The sequence below is a fragment of the Pseudomonas sp. Sample_22 genome, from assembly GCF_004307635.1.
In the GTDB taxonomy this organism is placed as follows: domain Bacteria; phylum Pseudomonadota; class Gammaproteobacteria; order Pseudomonadales; family Pseudomonadaceae; genus Aquipseudomonas.
The window spans coordinates 35,883-56,757 of sequence record NZ_RCNY01000048.1; the positions used below are offsets into that span (position 1 = coordinate 35,883).

The 20,875-nt window shown below is 59.6% G+C and carries 18 protein-coding genes; 5 read left to right on the forward strand and 13 right to left on the reverse strand.

Translation table 11 applies throughout. The features are described from left to right. Positions 1-61: 61 nt before the first annotated feature. The 4 genes from D8U73_RS11965 to D8U73_RS11980 all read right to left on the reverse strand — a co-directional run bounded on the left by D8U73_RS11965 (position 62) and on the right by D8U73_RS11980 (position 5,017). On the reverse strand, positions 62-1,036 hold the full coding sequence (locus D8U73_RS11965) for an AraC family transcriptional regulator (RefSeq protein WP_130904565.1): 975 nt from the start codon (positions 1,034-1,036) through the stop codon (positions 62-64). Positions 1,037-1,121: 85 nt separating this feature from the next. Continuing rightward, positions 1,122-2,477: an MFS transporter gene (locus tag D8U73_RS11970; RefSeq protein WP_056856641.1), complete on the reverse strand. Its 1,356-nt coding sequence runs from the start codon at positions 2,475-2,477 to the stop codon at positions 1,122-1,124. Between the two features lie 160 nt (positions 2,478-2,637). Then, positions 2,638-3,888 carry an OprD family outer membrane porin gene (locus D8U73_RS11975; RefSeq protein ID WP_130904566.1) on the reverse strand — a complete coding sequence of 417 codons (1,251 nt, stop codon included), beginning with the start codon at positions 3,886-3,888 and terminating at the stop codon, positions 2,638-2,640. A gap of 376 nt (positions 3,889-4,264) precedes the next feature. Then, positions 4,265-5,017: a 3-oxoacyl-ACP reductase family protein gene (locus D8U73_RS11980; protein WP_130904567.1), complete on the reverse strand. Its 753-nt coding sequence runs from the start codon at positions 5,015-5,017 to the stop codon at positions 4,265-4,267. A 107-nt stretch (positions 5,018-5,124) separates the two neighbouring features. Between D8U73_RS11980 and D8U73_RS11985 the strand changes: the two genes are divergently transcribed. Then, on the forward strand, positions 5,125-6,054 hold the full coding sequence (locus tag D8U73_RS11985) for a LysR family transcriptional regulator (RefSeq protein WP_130904568.1): 930 nt from the start codon (positions 5,125-5,127) through the stop codon (positions 6,052-6,054). A 465-nt stretch (positions 6,055-6,519) separates the two neighbouring features. Here the strand turns inward: D8U73_RS11985 and D8U73_RS11995 are convergent, their stop codons facing one another. The 4 genes from D8U73_RS11995 to D8U73_RS12010 form a co-directional block, all read right to left on the reverse strand. Further along, on the reverse strand, positions 6,520-8,724 hold the full coding sequence (locus D8U73_RS11995; protein ID WP_056856645.1) for an OsmC domain/YcaO domain-containing protein: 2,205 nt from the start codon (positions 8,722-8,724) through the stop codon (positions 6,520-6,522). 170 nt (positions 8,725-8,894) lie between these two features. Beyond that, entirely contained in the window at positions 8,895-10,130 is a 1,236-nt protein-coding gene (locus tag D8U73_RS12000) for a nucleoside permease (RefSeq protein WP_130904569.1), read from the reverse strand. Positions 10,131-10,176: 46 nt separating this feature from the next. After that, a complete protein-coding gene (locus D8U73_RS12005; protein ID WP_241668511.1) occupies positions 10,177-11,259 on the reverse strand; it encodes a sugar phosphate isomerase/epimerase family protein in 1,083 nt (360 codons plus the stop codon). Positions 11,260-11,273: 14 nt separating this feature from the next. Continuing rightward, on the reverse strand, positions 11,274-12,440 hold the full coding sequence (locus tag D8U73_RS12010) for a Gfo/Idh/MocA family oxidoreductase (protein ID WP_130904570.1): 1,167 nt from the start codon (positions 12,438-12,440) through the stop codon (positions 11,274-11,276). Positions 12,441-12,617: 177 nt separating this feature from the next. On the opposite strand from D8U73_RS12010, the gene D8U73_RS12015 reads away from it, so the two are divergent. Next, positions 12,618-13,616: a LacI family DNA-binding transcriptional regulator gene (locus D8U73_RS12015; RefSeq protein ID WP_130904571.1), complete on the forward strand. Its 999-nt coding sequence runs from the start codon at positions 12,618-12,620 to the stop codon at positions 13,614-13,616. A 32-nt stretch (positions 13,617-13,648) separates the two neighbouring features. Here D8U73_RS12015 and D8U73_RS12020 read toward each other — a convergent pair whose 3' ends face one another. After that, a complete protein-coding gene (locus tag D8U73_RS12020; protein ID WP_056856908.1) occupies positions 13,649-13,975 on the reverse strand; it encodes a hypothetical protein in 327 nt (108 codons plus the stop codon). Positions 13,976-14,111: 136 nt separating this feature from the next. Beyond that, positions 14,112-14,639 carry a helix-turn-helix domain-containing protein gene (locus tag D8U73_RS12025; RefSeq protein WP_130904572.1) on the reverse strand — a complete coding sequence of 176 codons (528 nt, stop codon included), beginning with the start codon at positions 14,637-14,639 and terminating at the stop codon, positions 14,112-14,114. Positions 14,640-14,738: 99 nt separating this feature from the next. Here D8U73_RS12025 and D8U73_RS12030 point away from each other — a divergent pair, with 99 nt between their 5' ends. Both D8U73_RS12030 and D8U73_RS12035 read left to right on the forward strand, forming a co-directional pair. Further along, entirely contained in the window at positions 14,739-15,362 is a 624-nt protein-coding gene (locus D8U73_RS12030; RefSeq protein ID WP_056856651.1) for an isochorismatase family cysteine hydrolase, read from the forward strand. A gap of 7 nt (positions 15,363-15,369) precedes the next feature. Then, entirely contained in the window at positions 15,370-16,935 is a 1,566-nt protein-coding gene (locus D8U73_RS12035) for an aldehyde dehydrogenase (NADP(+)) (protein ID WP_130904573.1), read from the forward strand. A 30-nt stretch (positions 16,936-16,965) separates the two neighbouring features. Here D8U73_RS12035 and D8U73_RS12040 read toward each other — a convergent pair whose 3' ends face one another. Continuing rightward, positions 16,966-18,024, reverse strand: coding sequence for a diguanylate cyclase (locus D8U73_RS12040; RefSeq protein ID WP_177336607.1), 1,059 nt, complete (start codon positions 18,022-18,024; stop codon positions 16,966-16,968). 242 nt (positions 18,025-18,266) lie between these two features. Between D8U73_RS12040 and D8U73_RS12045 the strand changes: the two genes are divergently transcribed. After that, positions 18,267-18,467 carry a hypothetical protein gene (locus D8U73_RS12045; protein WP_130904574.1) on the forward strand — a complete coding sequence of 67 codons (201 nt, stop codon included), beginning with the start codon at positions 18,267-18,269 and terminating at the stop codon, positions 18,465-18,467. A 64-nt stretch (positions 18,468-18,531) separates the two neighbouring features. Here D8U73_RS12045 and D8U73_RS12050 read toward each other — a convergent pair whose 3' ends face one another. Continuing rightward, a complete protein-coding gene (locus D8U73_RS12050; RefSeq protein WP_056856655.1) occupies positions 18,532-18,729 on the reverse strand; it encodes a YbdD/YjiX family protein in 198 nt (65 codons plus the stop codon). A gap of 2 nt (positions 18,730-18,731) precedes the next feature. Then, positions 18,732-20,789, reverse strand: a complete 2,058-nt coding sequence (locus tag D8U73_RS12055) for a carbon starvation CstA family protein (RefSeq protein WP_130904575.1) — start codon at positions 20,787-20,789, stop codon at positions 18,732-18,734. Positions 20,790-20,875 lie beyond the last annotated feature (86 nt).

The window sequence follows — 20,875 nt, forward strand, 5'->3', positions numbered from 1 at the left end:
CGAGCCGGGCTGCCGCGCACTTACCCGATTGCGCAGCCGCGTTACGGATTGCGCAGAAGTCTCAATGCTTGCGTCGCCGCAGGGTGTCCGACGGCAAGCAGCCGTAGCGATGCCGATAGGCCGTGGAAAAGTGCCCGAAACTGTTGATGCCGTGGCGCAACAGGATATCGGTGACGGTTTCACCGTCCCGGCCCTGCTTCAGCGATTCATGGATCACCGCCAGGCGCCGGTCACGGATGTACTCCACCGGCGCTTGCTGCAGAAACTGCTTGAAGCCGTTCTGCAAGGTGCGCACCGAAACGCCACACAGCTCGCTCAGGGTGGCCAGGCTGATCGGTGCATCGAGGTGCGCCTCGATGTAGTCCCGGGCCTTCTTCACGTGATGCGGCAGCGGCGCACGCTGGTCGAGCAAAAGGTCCGCGGAGTAGTTGTGCGGTAACTGTGTCAGCAGCAATTGCATCAGGTATTCGGACAGCCCGCTGGCGAGGCGCGAACCGTCCACGCCATCGCCGTAGAGCCGGCAGATGTAATCCAGCGTGTGGTAGAGACTGACGACGCCGGCGCCCAGCGGGTCGACGCTGACATCGAAGATCACCGACTGCCGCAGGCTGCGGCCGAGCAAGCGTTGCAGTTGGGTCTCCAGGGCATCCCGGTCGATGCGCAGGATCAGGTTGCGGCATTGCCCATCGGTGACGATGCGGCTTTGCGCGAACGGCGAGGACACGCTCAGGTAGCCCGACTGCATCGCCGCGCTGCGCCGGCCGTGGGCCACTTCGCAATGGCCCTGCAAGGTAATGCGAAACAGGTATTGATCGGCAATGTCGCCGATGGTGATTTCCACCGGCGCGCCATAGCGCAAGTCGAGCAGTGCCGAATCACCGAAGAACACGCCGTTGAGCCGGGTCTGGATCGGCGCGTCACGCAGCACGTTGAAACTGTGCGGGCACAGGTAGTGGCTGACCTTGTCCTTGATCTCACGGTAATCGGCCGAGCTGAGCAGGCTGTGCCGTTCCAGCAGGTGTACGTCATTCAACATCGAGGATCCTCCTGACCTGGAGCGCCAAGGCCCCGCTCCCGTCGAAAGGAGCGAGGCCGAGGCGCCGATCATGGACTATGACCGATCACGCGTGAGCCGGATATTCCCGGGCATAGCTTTCACGGAATCGACGGCAACCACGCCACAGCAGAAGCACGGTCAACGCCGACGCGCCGGCGATCACCAAGGACATCGACGAACCCACCGCCGCCGGCGAACCGAAGTAGCGGTCGGTCAACAGAGCCACCAGCGTAGTGCCCAAACCCAACCCCAACAGATTGCTGATCAGCAGGAAAACTGCCGAGACCTGTGCCCGCACCTGATTCGGCGCGAGGATCTGCATGGCCGCCGTGGACGCCGGCATCGGGAACGAGGCAAAAAACATCGCCGGCACCAACAGCGCGACCGACAGCCACAGTTGATCGACTTGCGGGAACAGCACGGCCGGTACCGCCATGCCGAGGGCGCCGATGACGCCGGTGCGCATGGCGGCGTCCTGGTGCCCCTTCTTGGCCAGATAGTCGGTGAGCCATCCGCCGAACAGCACGCCGGCGGTGTTGGCCAGCAACAGCACGGTCCCGAGCATGTAGCCCGCCTCCATGGGCGACAGACCGAACTTGCGGATGTACAACGCCGGGCTCCAGCTCATCATGCAGAACAGCACCATGGCGTAGAACGAAAAGCCCAGGTAATGGCAGGTGAACGTTGCACGGTGGCGCCCGAGGAAACGCAAGCCATCGCTCAGCGCGACCTTCTTTGCCCGCCCCTGCGCATCGACCTGCAGGCCTTTGCGCGCCGGGTCGCGCACGGTGAGCCAGATCAGCAGGCCGACCAGGATGCCGGGCAGACCGACAATGAAGAACGCCAACTGCCAGGCTTTCATCGCGCCGAGAAAGGCCACTTCGATGGTGTTCATGTCCTTGAGCATCGCGATCACATAGCCGCCGACCAGGAAGGCCAGGCCGCCACCAACGAACGAGCCGATCGAGTAGATACCCACTGCGCGGCCGAGCTTCTCCTTGGGGAACATGTCGCTGAACATCGAGTATGCCGAAGGCGATAGCGCAGCTTCGCCGACACCCACGCCGATACGCGCGAGAAACATGTGTAGAAAATTCTTGCTCAGGCCGCAGGCGGCCGTCGCCAGGCTCCAGAACACCACGCCAATGGCGATGATTTTCGGCCGCGAGAAGCGGTCAGCCAGATAAGCAATGGGCATGCCCATGAACGCGTAGAACAATGAAAACGCCAACCCGTGCAGCAAGCTGAACTGGGTGTCGCTGATTTGCAGATCGGCTTTGATCGGTTCGATCATCAACGCCAGGATCTGCCGATCCACAAATGAAAAGATGTAGGCGATCATGCACAAGCCGACCACGTACCACTCGTAAAGGTAAGTCTTCTTCTGCTGCAGGACCGCGTTATCGACCTGGATATTCACTAGTGTTTGCTCCTTTTGGAATCCGCTCATGCGCGCAGCGCACCGGGTGACGCTGCACGGCGCAGCGACTGGGAAGTTGCGGGGCAGATGTAAAGGATGAGGGGTTCGCTCATGGTCAGGCCTCTTATTGTTATGGGGACAATCACTGGGTGAACCGGGTTTACCAGAACTTCCAGGTGTAGGTCGTGGCGACTCGGAATTCGTTGTAGTCGTAACCGTACTTCTGCTTCACATCGATGTTACGCAAATCCAGTGCCAAGCCTTGCAGCGCGCCGCTCTGCACCACATAGTTGAGTCCCAGGAAACGCTCGCTTTCTTCGTTGTCGCTGAGGTTGCCACCACGGTCCCAGTTGGTGCCCTTGGTGTAGCGAGTGAAGAACTTCAAGCCCGGCATGCCCATTCCGGCAAAGTCATAGCTGTAGCGCGCCGACCAGGACTTTTCGTCCGGGCGCACAAAGCCCAGAGATGACCAGTGCACGAGGTAGGGTTGCGGGATATAGCCGTTCATCGTCGGGAACACGCTGTCACCGAGCATGCGCTGGTAACTGACGCCAAACATGTGCGCGCCCTTGAGCAAACTGAACAGTGCACCATAGGAACGGTTGTCGATTTCACCGTTCAGCGCACTGCCATCTTCATTGTTATTGAAGTAGCGCAAATCGGTTTTCAGTTTGTAGCCGTTGCCCAGATCAGCCATATGCATCAGGCCGAAATAGTGTTGCTGATAAATATCGTGCAACACGCCATAGAAGTAACTGGCTTGCAGGTTTTTGCTGATGTCGTAAGTGGCGCCGCCGAAATCCAGGCCGTCACTGTCGAGGTTATCGGTGGAGCCGTACTTGTACAGTTTCTCGTGGTTGGATGACTCACGTGTCACCGCAGACCAGAAACGGCCTCCGGTCAGCGTCAACTTGTCGATTTCCCTGGACTCAACCACGGCCCCTTGATAGATGGTGTCCAACTGCCGACTGGGGTCATCGAACGCCACCGGCAATTGCGGGCGAAGATCCCCCACCTTCAACTCGGTCTTGCTGTAGCGCATTTTCAAGGTTGCACCGGCGCGACTGTAGTCATCGGCCGTCTGCTGGTCGCTCACACTGTAGGGCAGCGAACCGTCGTTGCCAGACGAATCCAGGCGCAGGGCGTATTGCGCATCCACATCGAGGCCGATGGCCAGCGCCGTGTCGGTGTAACCGGAAGTGAATTGCGCATCGAAGCCCTGCGACCAACTGTGCACTTCGGAATCCGCGGCATTGTGATTGGTGTAGTTACGGTGCAAGTAGAAGTTACGGGTATCTACTTTGAAATGACTGTCATCAATGACATCGGCCTGTGCCGCCAACGGCGCACAGATCATCCCCAGCACGCCGGCCATACCGAGCCCGCGGCAAGATTGCTTTACCTGATGCATCTAACATCTCCACATCTGTATGTGCTCGGGGCACTGTATTTATAGGAGCAGTGTCAAACTAAAAGTCGCCAGAAGCAGTTACCGGCAGATGCCTGTCACATACCGGCGGTTTGGAGGGGAGATGTACGGGACGTTTGAATCGAGCATTGCCAGGCCTCTTGTTGTTATGGGTAAAACGCCAGGCGGACTCATGGAAAGGTCCGCTGCGACGACACGCCTCTTGTCTGTGCAAGGTAAGTCAGTCATCACCGCAGCGGTATTAAGACGAACAGCATCCGAAGGGGGGAAATCTCCAACCCGGGTAAAGATTTCCCTTACAAAAGCAGCCGCAGATCCTGCGCACGACTGGATTGCGGCTGTTCAATGAAGAGCTGGATCAGGCCGTGAAACCACCGTCCGCGACGATGTCTGCGCCAGTGACGAAGGAGGCTTCAGGCCCTGCGAGGAACGCGACAACACTGGCAATTTCGTGGGACTGACCGTAACGGCCCACCGCGATACCAGGTTTCACGATGTCGCTCACCGGGCCGCCATCCGGGTTCATGTCGGTATCGGTCGGGCCGGGGTGAACGGTGTTGACCGTGATGCCTTTAGGTCCCAGGTCACGCACCAGGCTGCGATTGAAACCGGTGATGGCGCCTTTGGTCAGGGTGTAGAGGGACGCCGTAGGGAACGCGGCATAACGGGTCATGGAAGAGCCGATGTGGATAATCCGGCCGCCGTCTTTCATGTAGCGAACTGCTTCCTGAGTGGCGATAAAAACGCCAGTGACATTGACGGCGATCATGCGCTGGTAGGTTTCAAACTCGATGTCCTCGATCGGACCACCGAGCGCAAGGCCGGCGTTGTTCACCAGAATGTCGATACCACCCAATGCTTCTACGGTTTGCGCAACGGCTGCGCGCACGGCAGCGGGCTTGCCGGCATCAGCGGAAATGGCAATGGCGCGTCCACCGTCAGCGTTAATGGCCTTTACGACTTCTTCAGCCTTGTCAGGCGAGGCGCTGTAGGTTAGCGCAACCCGTGCGCCGTCAGCGGCAAGACGCTTGGCAATCGCAGCACCAATCGAACGGGAACCACCGGTCACCAAGGCGACTTTTCCAGCAAGCGGGAGTGTTTGAGTTGTCATGAACATTTCACTCTTGAGTTAGGGTGAAATCATCATGGCTTGCTGAAAATGAATTGATTAGCGTGCAATGATTAGCATCATTTTCAAGTATTAGTATCAGGTGACCCATGGAAACCCTGGCCAATCTCGAATGTTTCGTCCGTAGTGCAGAGTCCGGCAGCTTCTCCGCTACCGCGCGCCAACTCGCGCTGACCCCCGCCGCCGTCAGTCGCAATGTGGCGATGCTCGAGCGAAACATCGGCGTGAGATTGTTTCATCGTTCGACACGCAAGCTGACGTTGACCGAAGCCGGAGAGCATTTTCTGACAAGCATTGGCGGCAACCTGGACGCGTTGCAAAACGCCATCAGCTCGATTGCCGCGGACCACGGTGAGCCCGCCGGGCTGTTGAAAGTGAGCATGCCCCCCACCTTTGGCATCAGCCACGTTCTGCCACTGCTACCAGAGTTTTTGGCCCGGTATCCGTTGGTTCGCCCGGAATGGCATTTCGAGAACAGGCAGGTAGACCTGATCGCCGAGGGGTTTGACGTGGCCATTGGTGCAGGCTTTGAACTGGCTCAAGGCGTCATCTCGCGCCGACTTTCTGCGGCTCATGTCATCGCGGTTGCATCACCGCAATACATGCGTGGAAAAACCTCACCCCCCCATCCAGGCGCACTCGAAGACTTGAATGGAATCGTAATGCGCTCCGGCCGCACCGGTCGTGTCAGGCATTGGACCCTGCGCGACAAGCAAGGCGCAGAAATGACCGCCCGTCTCAAGGAGACCATTGTCGTCAACGACCCGGCGGCGATGCGCGAGGCCGCATTGCTGGGGTTGGGCGTCTGCTTCCTCGCAGTCCCGGATGTGCTGAGCTGGATCGAGCGCGGCGACCTGGTGCGACTGCTACCGGATTGGTACGCCGACGCGGGAACCATTTCGATGTACTTCGCCACTCGCGCCCTGATGCCAGCCAAGACAAGAGTGTTCATCGACTTCGTCAGTGAGGTGTTCGAACAGCGACAGCTGGCGCGAATGTTTTCAGCAAGCGAGGGCTGAATGTAAAAAGCCGATGCTGCTGTAGGAGCGAGCCTGCTCGCGATGGGCATCAACGATGACGCGCCTCGTCTGGAAGATCGCGAGGATTTGGGAACATTTGGCAGAGATGGGCTGGCAGCCAGGCAGCCATCGCGGGCAAGCCATGCTCCTACAGGTTTTGGGGCTGGCGGAAGATTTTGTGCTCGGCTCCCAAGCCTTGTGAGAGCGGGCTCGCTCCTGGCGGCGTTCCGACGAAAGCAGGGTATCAGTCATAGAAGTGCTGAATGTGCCGGCACCATCGCTGGCAAGCCAGCTCCCACAGTGGATCCCGGTGTGATCGGGATTTTCGACCACAGTAGATCCCCTGTGGGAGCGGGCTTGCCCGCGATGGTCGTCAACGATGACGCGCTCTGCCTGAATGAACGCGCTGTCTTCAGGCCCATCGCCAGCAGGCTGGCTCCTACACGGATTGGTGCAGCAGACCTGTCAGTTGGACAAAGCCGTCATATTGGCCCGCGCCGCGTGCAGTTTTTTATAGCTGTCGATCAGCCGCTGGTGCCGGTCGAGGCCTTCGAGTTTCATGCTCGTCGGCGTCAAGCCATAGAAGCGCACGGTGCTCTCTACCGAACCGATGGCCGCGTCCATCCGCTCGTTGCCGAACATGCGGCGGAAGTTGGCTTCGTAGTCTTCCAGTTCCAGGTCTTCGTCCAGCTTCATCTCCAGCACCACGTTCACGGCCTGGTAGAACAAGCCGCGCTCGACCGTGTTGTCGTTGTATTGCAGGAACATTTCCACCGCTTCTTTCGCTTCTTCGTATTTCTGCAGAGCGAGATAAATCAGCAGTTTCAACTCCAGAATCGTCAACTGGCCCCAGGCGGTGTTGTCGTCGAATTCGATACCGATCAGCGTGGTGATATCGGTGTAGTCATCCAGCTCGCTGTCTTCCAGTCGCTTGACCAGTGATTTCAGGCCGGCCTTGTCGAGGCTGTGCAGGTTCAGAATGTCGGCACGGAAGAACAGGGCTTTGTTGGTGTTGTCCCAAATCAGATCGTCGAGCGGATAAATTTCCGAGTAGTCCGGTACCAGAATGCGGCAGGCAGTTGCACCGATGTGCTCATACACCGCCATATACGCTTGCTTGCCCATGTTTTCGAGAATGCCGAACAGTGTTGCGGCCTCCTCGGCATTGGAGTTTTCACCCTGGCCCGAGAAGTCCCACTCCACAAATTCGTAGTCCGACTGGGCACTAAAGAAACGCCACGACACCACACCGCTGGAATCGATGAAGTGCTCGACAAAGTTGTTCGGCTCAGTCACCGCATGGCCTTCAAACGTCGGCTGGGGCAAATCGTTCAGGCCTTCGAAGCTGCGGCCCTGCAGCAGTTCCGTCAGGCTGCGTTCCAGCGCTACTTCCAGGCTCGGGTGCGCGCCGAACGAAGCGAACACGCCGCCGGTGCGCGGGTTCATCAAGGTGACGCACATCACCGGGAATTCGCCACCCAGTGACGCATCCTTGACCAGCACCGGGAAGCCCTGCTCTTCCAGCGCCTGAATGCCAGCGAGGATCCCCGGGTACTTCGCCAGCACCTCGGCAGGCACGTCCGGCAGGGCAAACTCGCCTTCGATGATTTCGCGCTTGACCGCGCGCTCGAAGATTTCCGACAGGCACTGCACCTGCGCCTCGGCCAAGGTGTTGCCGGCACTCATGCCGTTGCTCAGGTACAGGTTTTCGATCAGGTTGGACGGGAAATACACCACTTCGCCGTCCGACTGACGTACAAACGGCAGCGAAACGATGCCACGTTCTTCATTGCCCGAGTTGGTGTCGTACAGGTGCGAACCACGCAACTCGCCATCGCGGTTGTAGATCTTCAGGCAATAGTCGTCGAGAATCTCGCTCGGCAGTTCATCTTTAGGGCCAGGCTGGAACCAGCGCTCGTCCGGGTAATGCACAAACGCCGCGTTGGCGAGTTCTTCTCCCCAGAACTGGTCGTTGTAGAAGAAATTGCAGTTCAAGCGTTCGATGAATTCGCCCAACGCCGACGCCAACGCGCCTTCCTTGGTCGCGCCCTTGCCGTTGGTAAAACACATCGGCGAGTGCGCATCGCGGATATGCAACGACCACACATTGGGCACGATATTGCGCCACGAAGCGATTTCAATCTTCATGCCAAGGCCGGCCAGAATGCCCGACATGTTGGCGATGGTTTGCTCCAGCGGCAGGTCCTTGCCGACGATGTAGGTGCCCGCCTCCGACATGGAAGCAGGCATCAACAACGCCTGGGCATCGGCGTCCAGGTTCTCCACTTCTTCAATCACGAACTCAGGCCCGGCTTGCACCACCTTCTTCACCGTGCAGCGGTCGATGGAGCGCAAAATGCCCTGACGGTCCTTGTCGGAGATGTCGGCCGGCAACTCGACCTGAATCTTGAAGATCTGGTTGTAGCGGTTTTCCGGGTCGACAATATTGTTCTGGGACAGGCGGATATTGTCGGTGGGAATGTTGCGGGTCTGGCAGTACAACTTCACAAAGTAAGCCGCACACAACGCCGACGAAGCCAGGAAGTAATCGAATGGACCCGGTGCCGAACCATCGCCCTTGTAGCGGATGGGTTGGTCGGCAACCACGGTGAAGTCATCGAACTTGGCTTCAAGTCGAAGGTTGTCGAGAAAGTTGACCTTGATTTCCATGCGGGATTACCAGAATACGAGCTAAACGAATGGCGGCCATTATCCGGCTTTTCAGCTGCAAGTCTTGTGCTTTTCAGTCATGGCCGCTGAGCGGGAGAGACCGCTGGCGAATTCGTTGCCGACACCGCCCGCGCGCAGGCGGACGGCGAATGTGCGCTGGCAGGTGATCATCAAACCGAAGTTTGCACCTCCACAGCCTCCCGGCCTTTGAACGCCAGGGAGAAGAAGAAAAAGATCACCAATGCAAAACCTGCCGGGAACAACCAGATGTGCTTCCAGTCATGGCCGCCCGCTGTCGTGGCGTAGTGATCGGTCACCTGCCCCGCCACCCAGAAACCGATCAGCATGCCCAGACCGTAAGTCGCCAACGTAATCAAGCCTTGGGCCGAACTCCTGAAACGTTCCGAGGCCTTGGCGTCGGTGTAGATCTGGCCCGAAACGAAGAAGAAGTCGTAACAGATGCCGTGCAAAGCGATGCCGGTGAACAGCATGAAGGCCAGGTCGCCGTTATTGCCGTAGGCAAACAGCAGATAGCGCAAGGCCCACGCCAGCATGCCCACCAACAGCGCGAGCTTGATCCCGAAGCGATGGATGAACAGCGGCAGAAGCAGCATGAACAACACTTCGGAGACTTGCCCGATGGCCATTTTCGCCGTGGGATTGGTCACGCCGATTTCCGCCAGGAACGGGTTGGCGTTCTGGTAGTAAAACGCCAGTGGAATGCAGATCAGGATCGAGGCGATGAAAAATACCAGGTAGCTGCGATCCTTGAGCAAACCCAGCGCGTCCAGCCCGAGCATTTGCTTGAGGCCGACACGCCCCGCTTCTGGCTGCAATGGCGCGGTACGCGGCAAGGTGAAGCTGTAGAGCCCCAACAGCAGCGAAGCGATGGCCGACATCAGAAACGTATTGCGCAATCCGCCAGACGAAATCGCCGCTTGCGAGTCCCAGGCGAACACAAAACTGATCACCACACCGGCGACGATCCAGCCGATCGTGCCCCACACGCGAATGCGCGAAAACTCCAGGGCCGGGTCGCTCATCTGGCGGAAAGCCACCGAGTTCACCAGCGCCAGGGTCGGCATGTAAATCATCATGTAGGCCAGCACAAACGGGTAGAACGTGCTGAAGTCAGGCGCTTGATACAGCTGATAGAGCAATACCGCGCCGACCAGGTGCAACACCGCGAGGATGCGCTCGGCATTGAAGAACCGGTCGGCAATCAGGCCGATCACAAAAGGCGCGATGATCGCGCCCCAGGACTGGGTCGAAAACGCCATGCCGATCTGCCCGCCACTGGCGCCCAGATTGCTGGCAAGGAATGTACCGAGGGTGACGAACCAACCACCCCAGATAAAGAACTGCAGGAACATCATTGCGCTCAGTCGCGCGGTCATCAACGTCATAACAGTCACCGTCTTATTGTTGTTTTTTACCAGCAAGGGACCTGCATCAGGCGTCGGGCAACCCCAGCAAACGCCGATTGAAACGCTCATCAGCAGACACCCCGGCGAAGTCGTCGAAGGCTTTGCGCGTCCTGGTGATCATGTGTCGCTCGATGAACGCTGCACCTTCAGCGGCACCCTGCGCGGAATCCTTCAGGCAGCATTCCCACTCCAGCACGGCCCAACCGTCGAAGTCGTATTGGGTCAATTTGCTGAAGATCGATCTGAAATCGATCTGGCCGTCGCCCAACGAGCGGAAGCGCCCCGGCCGCTCGACCCAGCCTTGGTAACCGCCATAGACACCCGAACGGGCATCGGGGCGGAACTCGGCGTCCTTGACGTGGAACATGCGGATGCGCTCGTGGTAGATGTCGATGAACCCCAGGTAATCCATTTGCTGCAGCAACAGATGGCTCGGGTCGTAGAGGATGGCGGCGCGGGGATGGTGATCGACCGCCTCGAGAAAACGCTCGAACGAAGCGCCGTCATGCAGGTCTTCGCCGGGGTGGATTTCGTAGCACAGGTCAACCCCGGCGGCTTCGAAGCAGTCGAGGATCGGCAGCCAGCGCTTGGCCAGTTCGGCAAAACCTTGCTCGACCAAACCGGCCGGACGCTGTGGCCACGGGTACATGTATGGCCACAGCAACGCACCGGAAAACGTCGCGTGAGCCTTCAAGCCCAGACGTTGACTGGCGCGCGCGGCCAGTTTCAACTGGTCGATGGCCCATGCAGTGCGCGCCTCGGGCTGCCCACGCAAATGCTGTGGCGCGAAATCATCGAACAGCGTATCGAACGCCGGATGCACTGCCACCAATTGCCCTTGCAGATGGGTCGACAGCTCGCTGATTTCGACACCCGCGTCGGCACACACGGCTTTCAATTCGTCGCAGTAGCTCTGGCTTTCGGCAGCGCGTGCGAGGTCGATGAACTGCGTCCCCAGCGTCGGCAACTGAATGCCTTTGTAACCCTGGGAGGCCGCCCATCGGGCGATGTTGGCCAAGGTATCGAACGGGGCCTCGGCGGACATGAACTGCGCAAGGAAAATCCCCGGGCCGCGCATGCCGGATGAAGATTGAGAAAAGTCGGTCATGCAGGTCTCCAGCGTCATGGGGTACAGACCAGTTCGGTCCACTTGGCGTCGCCGCGATGGTTGGCGATGACGGTTTCAATGAACGCCATGCCACGCAGGCCGACGTCGATACCGGGCACGCCCAGCGCGTCATGCCCGGCAACCTCACCTCGAATCGCATTGGCAAAATCGCTGTACAGATTGGCCATGGCTTCGAGATAGCCTTCGGGATGGCCAGCGGGCAGGCGCATGCGCTGGCTGGCGGCTTCGCACAACCACGCCTGGCCGACCCCGGAACGCAGGATGCGCAACGGCTGATCGAGGGCTCGGTGGATCAGGCTGGCCGGTTCCTCCTGGCGCCACTCCAACCCGCCCTTGTCGCCGTAGACACGGATCTTCAACGGGTTCTCTTCGCCCGCGCAGACCTGGCTGGCAATCAGCACGCCACTGGCGCCATCGGCCATCTTGAACAGCATCGAGGCATCGTCGTCCAACTGTCGGCCGTCAATATGGATACCCAGCATTGCGCACAGCTGCTCAATGGGTTGATCCGCGACAAATTCGGCCAGGGAAAACGCGTGGGTGCCGATATCACCGATGCATCCACCCAAACCGGACTGCTCAGGCAGATCACGCCAGGCGGCCTGCTTGTTGCCCTGCCCGGCGACGTCCTGGCTCAGCCAGCCTTGGGGATACTCGACAATCACCTTGCGCACGGCGCCGATCACACCACTGCGCACCATGTCCCGCGCTTGCCAGACCATGGGATAACCCAGATAAGTGTGGGCCAGGCCGTACAAACGATCGCTGCGCTCGACCACCGTTTTGAGGGTGAGCAGTTCGGCCAGATTCAACGCTGCGGGTTTTTCACTGAATACATGAAACCCCGCGCTCAGCGCCTCGCTGGCAACCGGCGCGTGCAGATGATTGGGGGTGACGATCACCACCAGTTCCATGCGTTGTTCCATTGGCAAGGCACGTTCGGCTTCGAGCATTTGACGCCAGTCGCTGTAGCAGCGTGACGCCGCCAAGCCCAGCGCTGCGCCGGTGCCTTGATTGTTTTCGGCGTCGCGGCTGAACGCGCCACACACCAGTTCAAAGCGCCCATCGAGCCCGGCGGCCTGACGGTGGGCCTTGGCGATGAAGGCACCTTCGCCACCGCCGACAAATCCCATTCTTATTTTTGGCACCACAGCGTTCATTGCATTTTTTCTCTATCTGGACTGGAAACCGGCCATGATGTAACCGGTTACATCGTGGCGGAAATTTAGGCTCAGTTCAGTGACCTGTCAAACCCCGGTTAAAACTTGACGAACATTTCAGCCCATGACCGACCTGCGGTAAGCTCGCCGGCCGCGCTGTTTGAAAACGAGGTGGTCTTGTCCAATATCCGCGAAGTAGCCCGGTTGGCCGGTGTCTCGGTGGCCACCGTGTCCCGCACACTGAAGTCGCCCGAGCGCGTGCTCCCCGAAACCCGCGACAAGGTCAATGCCGCCGTGGAACAGGCCGGTTACCGTCCGAACCTGATGGCGGTGCAGTTTCGTTCGCGCAGGACCGGCAATCTGGTGATTCTGGTGCCGGCCATCGCCAACACCTTCTTCGCCCGGGTCATCAGCGGTGCGCAGCAGGCCGCCCAGGCCGCAAACTATCGTTTGCTACTGTGCGACACCCAGGGGCGGGAGGAAATCGAACGGGAATTCGCCGAACTGGTGTACAACCACCAGGCCGATGGCGTGATCCAGCTGCGTGCCTACGACCCGTTCGAGGCGCCCTTCCCCAACGCCGAACTGCCGCCCATCGTCAACGCCTGCGAAGTCATCCAGGGCGGTCGCCATCCAACGATCAGCCTCGACAACCGCGCCGCCGCCAAAGCCATGACTGAACATTTGATCGCACTCGGCCACCGCCGCATCGGCCTGATCAAAGGCCCGAAAAGCAGCCCGCTGACCCGCGATCGCGTGGCGGGTTATCAGGCTGCCTTGGATCAGGCGGGCATTGCCTCCGATCCTGCCTTGATCTGCCACGGTGATTTCAGCCTCAAAGCCGGCTATGACGGCGCGGCAGCGATGCTGAAACTGGCCGATCGTCCCACCGCGTTGTTTTGCGAAAACGACGAGATGGCCATCGGTGCGCTCAAGCACATCAAGCAACAAGGCCTGCGCGTGCCAGAGGATGTTTCGTTGGTGGGGTTCGACGATATCCCTTTCGCGGCTTACTGCGACCCGCCGCTGACGACCATCGCGCAACCGGCGGAAATGTTCGGCCAGACAGCCGTCGAAATGTTGATCGCGCTGATCGAGAAAAAACCGCTGGCACAGCGGCATGTGGTGTTGCCATTTGAGTTGACGTTGCGCAGCAGCACAGCGGCGCGAACCTGATCCCCGGCGGGAGCGTACCTGCTAGCGGTGCCTCACAGACATTCCTGGGCAGCGCGTTCAAGCCGGGAAGGACCGAACGTCGACGCCAGCAAAGCGCGCTCGTACAGGAACACTTTGCCTTTGTAGGCCTCGAGAACGTCGTCGGCAGCCACCTTGCTCGAGACCACGATCCGGTAACTGCGCTGAGTTTCCGAGACGGTGGTGTGCAGTGCACCTTCATGCAGTTTTGGCAGAACGCACTCTGCGTATTCTTCAGGTGCTTTTTTCGTCTGCAATGTCAGCGTCGGGTCGTTTGGCGTGGAGGCACAACCCGACAACAGCACAAATGCGACAAGGGCCAGTGGAGTTAAAATCTTCATCGCGCCGGTTCCGTTAAAAGCGTTTGAGTTGGGCGCAATTTTCACTGTTTGCTGCAGGCAACAGAACTTGTGATCAATGATGGTCACTATTACTCGAACGAATAGTCGGCGTTAGCGGCCTCATGCCACCTGCGCCTCACTGTTCGAGTTTATCGACCAGCGTCCCGCGCTTGCCCTTGAAAGCGTCGCGCCGTGCAGCGCGTTCTTCGATGTAGGCTGGCGCGGGCTCGCTGATCAGCGTTTCACGACTCAGCAACTCGCCGCAATGTGCACACAACGGCCCGAGTCCCGCAGGCTGGCCGCAGACCCGGTGGATATGACGCACGGCCAGCCCCTCGTCCGGGGATTTGCACCAGTTCTCGCCCCAGGCACGCAACGCCAGGACCACCGAGTAAAACGCCTCGCCCTTGGCAGTGAGGTGGTACTCGTAGCGCGGCGGCCGCTCGCTGTAGGCGCGGCGCTCAACCATCCCGTCAGCCTCCAGGCTTTTAAGACGCGCCGCGACCATCTGCGGCGTGCCGCCCGTCTGCACTTGAATCTCGTCATAACGATGATTGCGCATGAACAACTCGCGCAAAACCAGCACGGTCCAGCGATCGCCGACGATGTCCTCGGCCCGTGCAATCGGGCACAACGTTTCAGGACTATTCTTCTTTACCGCCATACGGGCTTGCCTCTTTCCTAGTTACTATGATTATCATACTAACAACATGCCAAGGCAATCCCATGGCATGGGTCAGTCTAAATTCCTGGAGTATCCGTCATGTCCAACGCAGCCTACCCGCTTGATCGGACCGCTTACCTGCTGGTCGACCCCTACAATGATTTCCTGTCCGAAGGCGGCAAGATCTTCCCCTTGCTCGAGCCCATCGCCAAGCAGGTCGGCTTGCTCGATAACCTGCGCAGCCTCGACCGCACCGTCCGCGCCCTCGACATTCCGGTGGTCATCGTACCGCACCGTCGCTGGGAACACGGCGACTACGAAAACTGGGATCACCCCAGCCCCACCCAATGCAAGATCCAGCACATGCATCACTTCGCACGTGGCGAATGGGGTGGCGAATGGCATCCCGATTTCGCGCCGCAGGAAGGCGACATCATCGTCCAGGAGCATTGGGGTTCCAGCGGTTTTGCCAATACCGACCTGGATTTTCGGCTCAAACAGAAAGGCATCACTCACGTGATCATCGTCGGCCTCCTCGCCAACACCTGCATTGAGGCCACTGCCCGTTACGCCCAGGAACTCGGCTATCACGTCACCCTGGTACGCGACGCCACCGCCGCGTTCAAACCGGAAATGATGCACGCCGCCCATGAACTGAATGGCCCGACGTATGCCCATTCGATTGTGACGACCGAGCAACTGATCGCCACCCTCAAGCCGTGAGCCAAACATGAAACTGACCGGAAACCTGTTGATCGGCACCAGCGAAGTCCCCGCCAGTGCCGGGACCATGAAAGCGCTCAACCCAGCGACCAATCTGCTCATCGAGCCAGACTTCGCCTTCGGTGGCGTCAACGAAGTGGACATGGCGGCCAATCTGGCCGACGAAGCGTTCGACCACTACAGCCATACTTCACTGACTGAACGCGCGGCGTTCCTCGAGCGCATCGCCGCTAACCTCGATGCGCTCGCCCAGCCCTTGGCGGCGCGGGCCGCACTGGAAACCGGCCTGCCCGAGGCGCAACTCCAGGGCGAAGCGGCGAAGGCTGCCACCCAGTTCCGTCAGTTCGCCGAAGTGGTGCGCAAAGGTCGCTTCCTGCAACTGGCCATCGATCCGGCGCAGCCTGATCGCCAGCCACGGCCGCGCATGGATCATCGCCTGCAGAAAATCGCCCTCGGCCCGGTGGCCATTTTTGGTGCGAGCAACTTTCCCATCAGCTACTCGGTAGCCGGTGGCGATACTGCTTCAGCGCTGGCGGCCGGCGCGACGGTGATCGTCAAGGCGCACAACGCGCATCCTGGTGCCTCGGAGATTCAAGCGTTGGCCATTCGCAAAGCCGTGCAGGACAGCGGTTTGCCCGAAGGCGTGTTCTCCATGGTGCGTGGCGGCGGCAATGCCATCGGCGAGGCGCTGGTCGACCATCCATTGATCAAGGCCGTGACCTTCACCGGTTCGGAACAGGGTGGCATGGCGCTGTACCGCCGCGCACAGCTACGCCCTGAGCCCATCCCGGTGTTTACCGAGATGACCAGCGTCAACCCGACGTTCATCCTGCCCCAGGCCTTGGCCGTGCGCGGCGCGCAGATCGGTGACGGATTTGTCGAGCGCATGCTGGTCAACGTCGGGCAAGCCTGCCTCAAGCCGGCGATCCTGATTGCCATCGAAGGCGCCGGGTTCGAAGCCATGCGTGCCGCCATGATCAAACGTGTGGCTGACGCACCAGCGCGTCCGATGCTGACGCCGGGCATTCACGCGTCCTACCTCCGCGGTCTGGACCACCTGCAAAACGCTGGCGCTCAACCTGTCGCTGAAGGCACGGCGGCGGTGGCAGACCTGGATGGCCAGTCGGCCTTGCTTGAAGTGGTCGGCGATCGCTTCCTCAGCGAATCGGCCCTGGCACACGAAGTGTTCGGTCCGGCAGCGCTGTTGGTGAAGGTCAAGGATCAGGCGCAAATGCTCGCGGTCGCGCGTGCACTGCGCGGCCAACTCAGCGCGGCAATGCATTTGGAGGAGGAAGACTTTGAACTGGCCCGGCGATTGCTGCCGATCCTCGAGCGTCGTACCGGGCGAATCGTGGTCAACGCTTTCGCCCATCCGCAGGAGGTGTCGTACGCCACCATTCACGGCGGGCCGTTTCCGGCATCGTCAGACAGCCGTTTCACCTCGGTGGGCATGACCTCGATCGAGCGTTTTTTGCGTCCGTTGTCCTATCAGGGCTTCCCTGACGCGCTACTGCCCGAGGTCTTGCGTGACAGCAACCCCTTCGGCGTGCCGCGCAGCGTGGACGGTCAGTAAACAGAAATCCGGCGCGACGCAAGCGCAAGACTATGCCGGGCTTTTCTGCAAGGCATGCACCTGATTGCGACCGTTGCGCTTGGCTTCATACAGTCCGTCATCGGCGCGGGTCACCAGGCTTTCAAGATTGTCGTCGGGCTGTGCGAAGGCGACACCGAAAGACGCGGTGATTGTGTCCAGCACAGTATCGGTGCCACGCGCCTTGATCCGCAGGGATTGCACTTTCAGGCGCAGGTGTTCGGCGAAGGCATGGGCGGCGGCCAGATCGGCGCAGCCCTCGAGCACGACACAGAACTCCTCGCCGCCGTAACGTCCTGCGAATGCATTGGCGGGCAGCGCGCCGCGCAACACTTGCCCGACATGCTGCAACACGCGGTCGCCCAATGGGTGACCGTACTGATCGTTGAATTGCTTGAAATGGTCGATGTCGAGCATGACCAGCGCCACCGCCCGGGAGGCCTTGCCCAGTGCCTGCTGCAGCAAACGGGTAAACGCCGTGCGATTGAGCAGTTCGGTCAGGCCATCGACGGTGGCGGCCCGTTGGGCGCGCTCCAGTTTGTCGCGCAGGGTCTTGATTTCGTTTTGCGCAGATTGCAACTGACCGAGGAAGTGCTCCTGCTGGCTTTGCATCACGCGGGTGCTCTGCTGCAGCTCATTGAGAATGCCCGGCAAGCGATCGCTGACCGGTTCGTCGAGCATTTCAAGGCACTGCCCCAAGCGGTTCTGGAAGTTCTGACTGCCCTGCACGCTACGCGAAATGTCGCGCTCCATCCCGTCGACCAGACTGATGACCTGGTGCTGCTCGGCGCGGGCGTCTTCCAGCTCGTCACGAATGATGTATTCGCGAAACAGCCGGGTGGCGGATTCTGGCGGGCAACCGTCGAAGTCCCGCACAACCCGGTCCAGGTGCCGGTTGAGCTCCGGATCCAGCCCCTTGCTATAGGTGTACCAGAGCGCGTAATGCACAGGATTGGGCGGAATGTTGTGGCGAACCATCAGGGGCACGGCTTGCTTGAGCAACGCAGCGGCCTCGCGGGAGTCTTCCGGATAAAGCGCTAGAACATTCGCACGCGATTCTGATTGGCTCATGGCATCACTGTAGTTATTAATCGATGGCATTCAGACGACGCGCAGAGCATACCGATACCCCTGGCAAACGGCTATCCCGCTTTGGTTTGGAAGTGACTTTGAAATGGCCATTCCTAGCGACTATTCATGCCGATACATAAGAAATGAACAGTCTTTTTCATGAAAAGATGTCACAATGACATTACACCACTGCCATACACACTCGGTAGTCACCAAAAACATCGGCAGCATGAGGAAACGCCATGTCCATGAAAGCGCTGTTCATCTACTGGCCATTGCTGTCAATCGCCACCGCCTTCGTATTCTGTCGCCTGATCCACAAGGCCAAACTGGCTGATCGGGCAATTCAGGCACAACAACGGCGGGATTTGGCGCCCCGCGAACGAAATACCGAGGTTCAGGTTACACACAGTGACCATGCCTCGGCTCGCCTGGCGGCGTGATCCGCTGGCGTTACAGAATTGCGCATAAAAAAACCGGCCTGTTCAGGCCGGTTTTTTTATTCACTCAACAACACTTCGGTCCAGCCTTGCTCCCGTAACGGGCCTCCTGGCGTTCGCGGAAGAACGCCTCGTAGTCCATCAACGGCTGGTCCGGGTGCTTGGTTTGCATGTGCTCGACGTAGTTATCGTAGTCGGGCATGCCCACCATCAGGCGCGCGGCCTGACCGAGGTATTTGCCGAGACGACTCAGGTCATTGAACATGATCAGGCATCCGGCAGCGCTTGATACGGCGCTTCTTTATCCGTGCGCTCTTTGGTACCCCAGGCGGCAACGCCGACCTTGAGCGCAAAGAACAGGATGCTGAACACCACGAACAGGAACAGCGCGGTCAGCGTTGCATTGGTGTAGGCGTTGAAGATCACGTGCTGCATCTGGTCGATGCTTTTCGCTGGCGCCAATACCTGACCGTTGGCCAAGGCATCGCTGTACTTCTTGGCCAAGGCCAGGAAGCCGACTGCCGGGTTAGCGTCGAACAACTTGATGAAGCCCGCCGTCGTGGTGCAGATCAGCAGCCAAACGGCTGGCAGCAACGTGACCCAGACGTAACGCTGGCGCTTCATCTTAATCAGCACCACGGTGCCGAGCATCAGCGCAATACCGGCCAGCATCTGGTTGGAAATACCGAACAACGGCCACAAGGTGTTGATGCCACCCAGCGGGTCGATCACGCCTTGATACAGCAGATAACCCCACATCGCCACGCAACCGGCAGTTGCAACCAGGTTGGCGGTCCAGGATTCGGTACGTTTGAGGGCCGGAACGAACGAGCCGAGCAAGTCTTGCAGCATGAAACGACCGGCACGGGTACCGGCGTCTACCGCCGTGAGGATGAACAGCGCCTCGAACAGGATCGCGAAGTGGTACCAGAACGCCATGGTGTTTTCACCCGGCAGCACGCTGTGCAGGATCTGCGCGATACCGACGGCCAGGGTTGGTGCACCGCCGGCACGGGCCAGGATGGTGGTTTCACCGATGTCATGGGCCACCGCTTGCAGCGCTTCCGGGGTGATTGCAAAGCCCCAACTGCTGATGGTTTGCGCGACCGTTACAGCATCGGCGCCGACGACGGCGGCCGGGCTGTTCATCGCGAAGTACACACCCGGATCGATCACCGAAGCGGCGACCATGGCCATGATTGCCACGAAGGACTCCATCAGCATGCCGCCGTAGCCGATGTAGCGGGCATGACCTTCACTGGCCAGCAGCTTCGGCGTGGTGCCGGAAGCAATCAACGAGTGGAAGCCGGATACCGCACCGCAGGCAATGGTGATGAACAGGAACGGGAACAGACCGCCCTTCCACACTGGACCGGTACCGTCGACGAACTGGGTCAGCGCCGGCATTCTCAGCTCCGGCATGGTCACCAGAATACCGATGGCCAGGGCAACGATGGTGCCGATTTTCAGGAAGGTCGACAGGTAGTCGCGCGGCGCCAGGATCAGCCATACCGGCAACACTGCCGCGACAAAACCGTAGCCGATCAGCATCCAGGTGATCTGGATTCCCGTGAAGGTAAAGGCCTTGGCCCACATCGGGTCAGCGGCGATCTCGCCACCAAGCCAGATCGAACCCAGCAGCAACAGCACGCCGATGATAGAGATCTCACCGATGCGGCCCGGGCGGATGTAGCGCATGTAAATGCCCATGAACATCGCGATCGGGATGGTCGCCATCACCGTGAAGATCCCCCACGGGCTCTCGGCCAAGGCTTTGACGACGATCAGCGCCAACACGGCGAGGATGATGATCATGATCAGGAAGCAGCCGAACAGCGCGATGGTGCCAGGAATGCGGCCCATTTCTTCACGGACCATGTCACCCAGCGAACGACCGTTGCGGCGGGTGGACATGAACAGGACCATGAAGTCCTGAACGGCACCGGCCAGCACCACGCCGGCGATCAGCCACAGCGTGCCGGGCAGATAGCCCATCTGCGCCGCCAACACCGGACCGACCAGCGGCCCCGCGCCGGCAATCGCCGCGAAGTGGTGACCAAAAAGCACGTGTTTATTGGTCGGCACATAGTCCAGACCATCGTTATTGAGTACGGCGGGAGTGGCGCGATTGGGGTCCAGTTGCATCACTTTGTTGGCGATGAACAGACCGTAATAGCGGTAAGCAACGAGATAGATGGCAACGGCTGCGACTACGATCCACAGGGCGTTGATCGCTTCGCCGCGGCGCAAGGCCACGACACTCAGCGCAATCGCTCCCAGGACAGCCACGGCAAACCAGGCAAGGTGTTTAGCCAGACGGGGCATAGCGTGTCTCCTGCCACAGCCAGTGAACTGCGGCGGTAATTTTTATAATTGTGTCCGCTGTGCGGAGCTGGCCCAATATCCGCGCA

Excerpts from the sequence above, each read along its gene's own strand:
- D8U73_RS11965 (WP_130904565.1), bottom strand. The coding sequence starts at position 1,036 with ATGTTGAATGACGTACACCTGCTGGAACGGCACAGCCTGCTCAGCTCG.
- D8U73_RS11975 (WP_130904566.1), bottom strand. The coding sequence starts at position 3,888 with ATGCATCAGGTAAAGCAATCTTGCCGCGGGCTCGGTATGGCCGGCGTG.
- D8U73_RS11980 (WP_130904567.1), bottom strand. The coding sequence starts at position 5,017 with ATGACAACTCAAACACTCCCGCTTGCTGGAAAAGTCGCCTTGGTGACC.
- D8U73_RS11985 (WP_130904568.1), top strand. The coding sequence starts at position 5,125 with ATGGAAACCCTGGCCAATCTCGAATGTTTCGTCCGTAGTGCAGAGTCC.
- D8U73_RS11995 (WP_056856645.1), bottom strand. The coding sequence starts at position 8,724 with ATGGAAATCAAGGTCAACTTTCTCGACAACCTTCGACTTGAAGCCAAG.
- D8U73_RS12000 (WP_130904569.1), bottom strand. The coding sequence starts at position 10,130 with ATGACGTTGATGACCGCGCGACTGAGCGCAATGATGTTCCTGCAGTTC.
- D8U73_RS12005 (WP_241668511.1), bottom strand. The coding sequence starts at position 11,259 with ATGACCGACTTTTCTCAATCTTCATCCGGCATGCGCGGCCCGGGGATT.
- D8U73_RS12010 (WP_130904570.1), bottom strand. The coding sequence starts at position 12,440 with ATGAACGCTGTGGTGCCAAAAATAAGAATGGGATTTGTCGGCGGTGGC.
- D8U73_RS12020 (WP_056856908.1), bottom strand. The coding sequence starts at position 13,975 with ATGAAGATTTTAACTCCACTGGCCCTTGTCGCATTTGTGCTGTTGTCG.
- D8U73_RS12025 (WP_130904572.1), bottom strand. The coding sequence starts at position 14,639 with ATGGCGGTAAAGAAGAATAGTCCTGAAACGTTGTGCCCGATTGCACGG.
- D8U73_RS12030 (WP_056856651.1), top strand. The coding sequence starts at position 14,739 with ATGTCCAACGCAGCCTACCCGCTTGATCGGACCGCTTACCTGCTGGTC.
- D8U73_RS12035 (WP_130904573.1), top strand. The coding sequence starts at position 15,370 with ATGAAACTGACCGGAAACCTGTTGATCGGCACCAGCGAAGTCCCCGCC.
- D8U73_RS12040 (WP_177336607.1), bottom strand. The coding sequence starts at position 18,024 with ATGAGCCAATCAGAATCGCGTGCGAATGTTCTAGCGCTTTATCCGGAA.
- D8U73_RS12045 (WP_130904574.1), top strand. The coding sequence starts at position 18,267 with ATGTCCATGAAAGCGCTGTTCATCTACTGGCCATTGCTGTCAATCGCC.
- D8U73_RS12050 (WP_056856655.1), bottom strand. The coding sequence starts at position 18,729 with ATGTTCAATGACCTGAGTCGTCTCGGCAAATACCTCGGTCAGGCCGCG.
- D8U73_RS12055 (WP_130904575.1), bottom strand. The coding sequence starts at position 20,789 with ATGCCCCGTCTGGCTAAACACCTTGCCTGGTTTGCCGTGGCTGTCCTG.